Here is a 6,569-nt window from a genome sequence, read left to right on the forward strand (position 1 = left end):
TACTAGCATTGTATAAAAGTCCGATGAACAATCAATGAATTTTACACAACTTAATTTAATGCTACTATTACAAAAGATTATTGTCAATACTTACTATTCTTCACAATCTATAAGTACAAAAATTCTTTTTATACATTTAAAATCAGCTAAATATAAAATAATCTTAGTCTATATAATTAACAGATACGAGGGACTTGATCTTCACCTAACAAATCAATTAAACGGACACCACCAATTGCGGTTTGCAATCCAACCTTGCCAATATTTTTATCTAATGTTTTACCGATTAATACGGCTTCTTTACCTTCTTCAAAGCCACGAAGAATGGATAAAACTTCATCAGTAACCGATGGGTCTACCACAAGCACTACCTTACCTTCATTGGCTAAATATAATGAATCATACCCTAAAATATCACAAACAGATTGTACTTCAGCGTGAACCGGTATAGCTGCTTCATCTACCTTAATACCAACTTGACTTTGGTCTGCAATTTCTTTTAAAACAGTACCTAAACCACCACGTGTTGGATCTCGCAATAGAGCCACTTGAGGCCCCACTTTATCAAGTACAGCATGAACCATATTGTTTAAAGGGGCACAGTCAGTTTTTAATGCATCAGATAAATCCAATCCAAATCGTTGTCCCATAACGGCAATAGAATGATCTCCTATGGCACCAGACAAGACAATATCCATACCAGGCTTCACACGATGTGGACCAATATCAATACCCTCTGGAATCATGCCAATCCCCGCTGTATTTATGTAGATTTTGTCTACCTCACCTTTTTTAACAACCTTGGTGTCTCCTGTAACAATTTGTACATTGGCAGCTTTAGCCATGTCGGACATGGTATGAAGGATTTCATCTAACTCATTAAAGGCAAGGCCTTCTTCTAAAATGAGCCCACAACTCAAGTATTGTGGAATAGCACCATTCATAGCTAAATCATTCACTGTACCACATACAGCTAATTTACCAATATTTCCGCCAGGGAAAAACGCTGGTTGTACTACATAGGAATCTGTAGAGAACGCCATACGTCCTGCTGTAACGGGAAATTGAGCACCATCGTGTAAAGGAGCTAATAAATCATTTGTAAAATATTTCAAAATAAAACGCTCGGTCAACTCATGACTAAATCGACCACCGTTTCCATGGACTAAGCGAACTCGCTCCATATTAATCCTCCCACGTCGATCCACCACTGGAATAACCATATTTATACCATGCAGCACAACTACCTTCTACAGATACCATGCAGGCACCAACTGGATGGTCAGCAGTACAACTTTTACCAAACAATGGACATTCACTCGGTTTAATAAGACCTTGCAATACACGGCCACATTGACAACCCTTCGGATCAAGAGAAGGTTGTTCAAGATGAATAGGTAATGCACGTTCTACATCATAGGCTGCATATTCGTCCTTTAATCTTAAACCAGAATTTGGAATGACACCTATACCACGCCACGCATCATCACATACATCATATACCTCTTTGATCATCGCTTGCGCTACAGGATTACCCTTCTGCATAACTACAGAATGATATGTATTTCCTACTATAAAATTACTAGTTTTTCGTTGCTCTAAAATATTTGCTATAGCAGACAAAATTTCAAGTCCATCAAAACCAGCAATACATGATGGTATGTGATATTCTTCAGGTAAAAATTGATATGGTTCTTCTCCGATAATAACACTCACATGACCCGGCAAAATAAAACCATCAATATAACCTTCTTGTTTATCTAATAAAGCTCGCAATGCAGGAGGCACTAATTTATGAGATACAAGGAAGAAAACGTTCTTCAAGCCTGCTGCATGAACTGCTTTTACAGTTGCACAAATAACGGCAATAGTCGTTTCAAAACCTATGGCTAAAAATACGATTTTCTTTTCCGGATATTTCTTACTAAGTTCTACTACCTCTAAAGGCGTATAAATTACATGGATATGCGCGCCCTTTGTTTGAGCTTCACTAAGACTACTATAACTACCTGGCACCTTTAACATATCCCCAAAGGTTGCAATAATAACATCATCACGTTCAGCATAAGCCAAAGCCTTATCCATATACGTTTGATCCGTTACACATACAGGACATCCTGGTCCACTAACAAGTTCAATGCCACTTGGCAATAACTGACGAAGACCTTCACGGAAAATCGATACAGTATGTGTACCACAAACCTCCATAAGTCTCACGGTTTCCCCTGGCTTATGAAGAGCATTGATACGTTTTAACAATGCATCAGCACTGTTCTGCTTTTCCTGCAAAGTAAGCTTCTTCAAGTTCTTCTAGCTCCTTAAAGGCCTCTAATGTTTTTTGTGCCTCTTCTTCATCAACAATTTGTACAGCAAAACCTGCATGGACTAACAACCAGTCCCCTACCTTTGCTTCTGGTACGAGGAGTAAGCTGCAGTCACGGGTGGCACCTGTTAATTCTACAGTGCCAATAACATCATTCACAGCTACTAACTGTGCTGGTACAGCTAAGCACATATTATCTCCTTATATATTACTTTAATAACAAATTCTATAAGTTTACTTTTATGTAAGCAAACTCATTATATATAAATATTTCTAATATTATTGTATCACAATTATAGTATTTATTAAGTGATACTAGCTACAAGAGTATATAACTATTTCTGATTACCAATCCATAATTGGCCGAGTGCTAAGCCCCCATCATTGGAAGGAACAGCCTCATTCATATATAAATTGCCTACATGCCAAGCGCGATATATTAACTCTACTAATTTGCGATTTTGAAATACACCGCCTGATATGGCCGCATCACTAATATTATATCGCTCCATTAAATCGGCTGAAGTTTCACATAATGCAATGGCAACTGTTTTATGAAATGATACTGCAAGATGAGCTCTAGATTCACCTTTAACGACACCATCCATAATAGATTGAACAGTGGGAGTAAAATCAAGAATTCGACCGTCATAGTTATAATCAAGCAATATGCCTTTTTCATCACCACATAAAGATTCTAATGCAATAGCAATTTGCGCATCATAGGTATGAATCATGCCTAGGCCTAAAAGAGAACCTACTGCATCAAATAAACGTCCACAGCTCGTTGCTTGAATCATAGGCATTGTAGATTGTAATGCTTTATCTAATATTTCCCAACCTTTAGGTAGCCTATTCATCCAATCTTGGTAAACAGGTGGAATATCATTACCATAATAATTTCTGATATACCATAAGGCTTGACGCCATGGCTCAGAAACCGCTTTTTCTCCACCTGGTAACGGCGCTTCATGGATATGAGCTAATCGTTGATATTGGTTACCTTTACAAAGGAGAAATTCACCGCCCCATATGCTTCCATCTGGACCATATCCTGTACCATCCATGGCAATTCCAAGAACAGGCCCTTCTAGATTGTGTTCTGCCATAACTGATGCGATATGAGCATGATGATGTTGGACAGGTATAACAGAAATCTGTGAACTTTTACCAATACGTTCCCCTAAGTGAGAAGAGAAAAATTGAGGATGACTATCTACAATGATTTTCTCTGGTTGTATAGAAAATAATTTCTCATATCTGTCAATAGTCCACTCCAAAGTTGCATGCGTAGATGCATTCTGTAGATCACCAATATGTGGTCCTACAAGAACTTCAGAACCTTTATTCATAGCGAAAGCATTTTTTAAATCACTCCCCATGGCTAATATCGGAGTTTGCCCTGAAATTTCACAATGAATAGGTTCTGGTACATAGCCACGACTACGACGAATAAATCGAGGTTTCTTATGAATAACAGTTACAACAGAATCATCGAGAGGTGCATAAATTTTCCGATTATGGACCAAAAAATAATCAGCAACTGCCCCTAACTCTTCAAATGCTTGATTATCATCATATAAAACGGGATCACCGCTACGATTGCCGCTCGTCATGACCCACGCCGCATCTGATGGTAATAGTACCTCATGCATCGGTGTATATGGTAACATTACGCCAAGCATATGATTATCTGGCGCTACATGGGTACTCAAATGGACTAAACTATGGTGATTTCTTTCTAATAATACGATAGGACGTTCCATTCCAGTCAAAATATCTAGTTCTACATCACTAAGATGGACTAGCTCGATTGCCGTATCTAGAGACCCTACCATAATTGCTAGTGGTTTATGTGGTCTGTTTTTACGCTTACGTAAGCGTTGAACCGCTACATCATTTCGAGCATCACAAACTAAATGATAGCCGCCAATCCCTTTAATAGCGATAATACTACCTTCGTTAATTAATTCACGGGTTGTATTCCATACATTTACTGTATCTACAACCGTACGATTAGGTTTATATAGAGTATAATGAGGCCCACAAAGAGAACATGCATTAGGTTCAGCACGATAACGGCGCCCCTCTATATCCTCATATTCAGCCTTACAAGCTTCACACATAGGAAACTCATCCATCGTCGTTCGCTCACGATCATAAGGTAGAGATTTAATAATCGTATACCGAGGGCCACAATTTGTGCAATTAATAAAAGGATATTCTTTCCTACGCTTGTCCCGTTCTAGTTCTTTAAGACAGTCATCACATGGCGCTGTATCAGCACTAATAAACGTACTAACCTCTTCACCTAATGGAGAGGGCTTCACAGAGAACTCAACTTCATTGTTTTGTATAGTAAGATGTTGTACCCTTTGACTTGTAATGCGGCATAATCGAGGTTGGTCATCTTGAATCGCATCTAAAAACAACTGCAAATCACTAGTACAACCTTGTATCTCGACGTAAACACCTTGACTATCATTATATACAAAACCTGTTAAACCTAGGGAATGTGCCCACATAGAAACAAGGGGCCGGAATCCGACCCCTTGAACTATACCGGTATAACGAATTCCCCAGCGTTCTATAGTTTGATTACTATTTTGTTTCATATAAACTCCTACTATAGACGGAGAATTAATGGCTATTAACCTAATGCTACAGGAATACTGCCATCAATGCCAGCTTGTTCTAGCTCGGCTTGAATCATAATAGCGCATTCAATACGTTTCTTTTGTAAGCGGCAGCCAAATTCATAAGGTGTTTCTAAATCGCCACCTAATGTAATGTTGTTAGCATGACAGCCACCAGAACAGAAGAATTTCGCCCAACATTCAGCACAAGTTGGTTTAGAGAATACATGTGTATTACGGAAATCTTTAGGAATTTCTGTATTTTGTAAACCATCATACACATTGCCAAGCACATATCCATCTTTACCTACGAATTGATGACATGGGTAAATATCGCCATTTGGTACGACTGCCATATATTCATGACCTGCCCCACAACCACGAAGGCGTTTAGCCATACATGGACCGCGATACAAATCCATACGGAAGTGGAAGAAGTTAAACTTCTCGCCCCAACCATCTAATTGACGTTGTAAATAAATATCTGCTAATTTTTCATATTCTTTTTCCAATACAGGCCAATCCTCTTCGCGAAGAACATAGTCCCCCTCTTCACCTACTACAGGCTCCATGGATAAATGTTCGAAGCCAAGATCAGACATAGCCATAACGTCTTTTGTAAAGTCTAAGTTTTTATGTGTATACGTACCACGTACGTAGTATTCAAGGCCATGGCGTTGTTTTACTGCATTGATAAGGTTTTTAGCAATATATTTGTAAGATTCAGCACCACTACCAGCTACAGGACGCATCGCATTATGTACAGATTCACGACCATCCAAAGATAATACAAGGCTCATCTTATGTTCGTTTACATAGTCGATTTTATCTTGTGTTAACAGCATACCATTTGTAGTCAATGTAAGCTTGAAAATCTTATTGTGCTTTTCTTGAATGGATTCAATATATTCAACTGTTTGTTTAACAACATCCCAGTTCAATAAAGGTTCTCCACCAAAGAAGTCTATTTCACAATGTTGACGAGGGCCACTCATTTTAATGAGGAAGTCCACTGCACGCTTCGCCACATCAAAACTCATTAATTCACGTTTTACACCGCCGTAATCACCTTGGCTGGCAAAACAGTATTTACATGCTAAATTACAATCATGAGCAATATTTAAGCATAATGCCTTAACAATAGGTTTTTCACCTACTACGAGTTTAAACTCTGTACTCATCGGAGCAAACAATTGCTCTGCTTTAATGAGCTCATCTAACTCATCCATAATCTCATCAAGTTCTACGGCATCTTCTTTAGCATCTAATGCAGCATGTACTGCATCGCGATTAGTGCCATTATATATGTCAAGAACTCTATCAATGAGTTCGTCGATAACGTGAATAATACCACTATTAACATCTAAGCAGTAATAGTTATCCTTCATCCGAAACTTATGGATCATTGGTTTTAATTCTAACATGGTACCTCCAATTAATATGTATGGTAAAAGTTCTACTATATAGAACTTTCTAGATAATTGTACCACATTTCCACGCTAAACGTTATGAAAAGAGTCATAAAGATATACCATATAAAGTATGTATTATACACATAAATCAGAACCACCCGTAAAACGGGTGGTTTGCTCACGGGCTATAAGCCCGTA

5 protein-coding genes are annotated in these 6,569 nt (G+C 38.3%); all 5 read right to left on the bottom strand.

The genetic code is table 11. The features are described 5' to 3' along the window. Nucleotides 1–176 precede the first annotated feature (176 nt). The 5 genes from hypE to scfB all read right to left on the bottom strand — a co-directional run bounded on the left by hypE (nucleotide 177) and on the right by scfB (nucleotide 6,383). Nucleotides 177–1,184, bottom strand: a complete 1,008-nt coding sequence (gene hypE, locus QZ334_RS06110) for a hydrogenase expression/formation protein HypE (protein ID WP_295232803.1) — start codon at nucleotides 1,182–1,184, stop codon at nucleotides 177–179. A 1-nt stretch (nucleotide 1,185) separates the two neighbouring features. Beyond that, nucleotides 1,186–2,304 carry a hydrogenase formation protein HypD gene (gene hypD / locus QZ334_RS06115; RefSeq protein WP_295232805.1) on the bottom strand — a complete coding sequence of 373 codons (1,119 nt, stop codon included), beginning with the start codon at nucleotides 2,302–2,304 and terminating at the stop codon, nucleotides 1,186–1,188. After that, a complete protein-coding gene (locus QZ334_RS06120; protein WP_005387071.1) occupies nucleotides 2,264–2,515 on the bottom strand; it encodes a HypC/HybG/HupF family hydrogenase formation chaperone in 252 nt (83 codons plus the stop codon). Before QZ334_RS06120 ends, hypD begins: the two co-directional genes overlap by 41 nt. Before the next feature lie 143 nt (nucleotides 2,516–2,658). Continuing rightward, complete coding sequence (hypF, locus tag QZ334_RS06125) at nucleotides 2,659–4,938, bottom strand: carbamoyltransferase HypF (protein ID WP_295232807.1); 2,280 nt, start codon at nucleotides 4,936–4,938, stop codon at nucleotides 2,659–2,661. A gap of 35 nt (nucleotides 4,939–4,973) precedes the next feature. Further along, the gene (gene scfB, locus QZ334_RS06130; RefSeq protein WP_119208334.1) at nucleotides 4,974–6,383 is read right to left on the bottom strand and encodes a thioether cross-link-forming SCIFF peptide maturase; all 1,410 of its coding nucleotides are present in this window, start codon (nucleotides 6,381–6,383) and stop codon (nucleotides 4,974–4,976) included. Between the last annotated feature and the right edge of the window lie 186 nt (nucleotides 6,384–6,569).

The sequence above is a fragment of the Veillonella sp. genome, assembly GCF_019414865.1.
Taxonomy (GTDB): Bacteria; Bacillota; Negativicutes; order Veillonellales; family Veillonellaceae; genus Veillonella.

Coding starts and splice junctions, on each gene's coding strand:
- hypF (WP_295232807.1), bottom strand. CDS start 4,938: ATGAAACAAAATAGTAATCAAACTATAGAACGCTGGGGAATTCGTTAT.
- scfB (WP_119208334.1), bottom strand. CDS start 6,383: ATGTTAGAATTAAAACCAATGATCCATAAGTTTCGGATGAAGGATAAC.
- QZ334_RS06120 (WP_005387071.1), bottom strand. CDS start 2,515: ATGTGCTTAGCTGTACCAGCACAGTTAGTAGCTGTGAATGATGTTATT.
- hypE (WP_295232803.1), bottom strand. CDS start 1,184: ATGGAGCGAGTTCGCTTAGTCCATGGAAACGGTGGTCGATTTAGTCAT.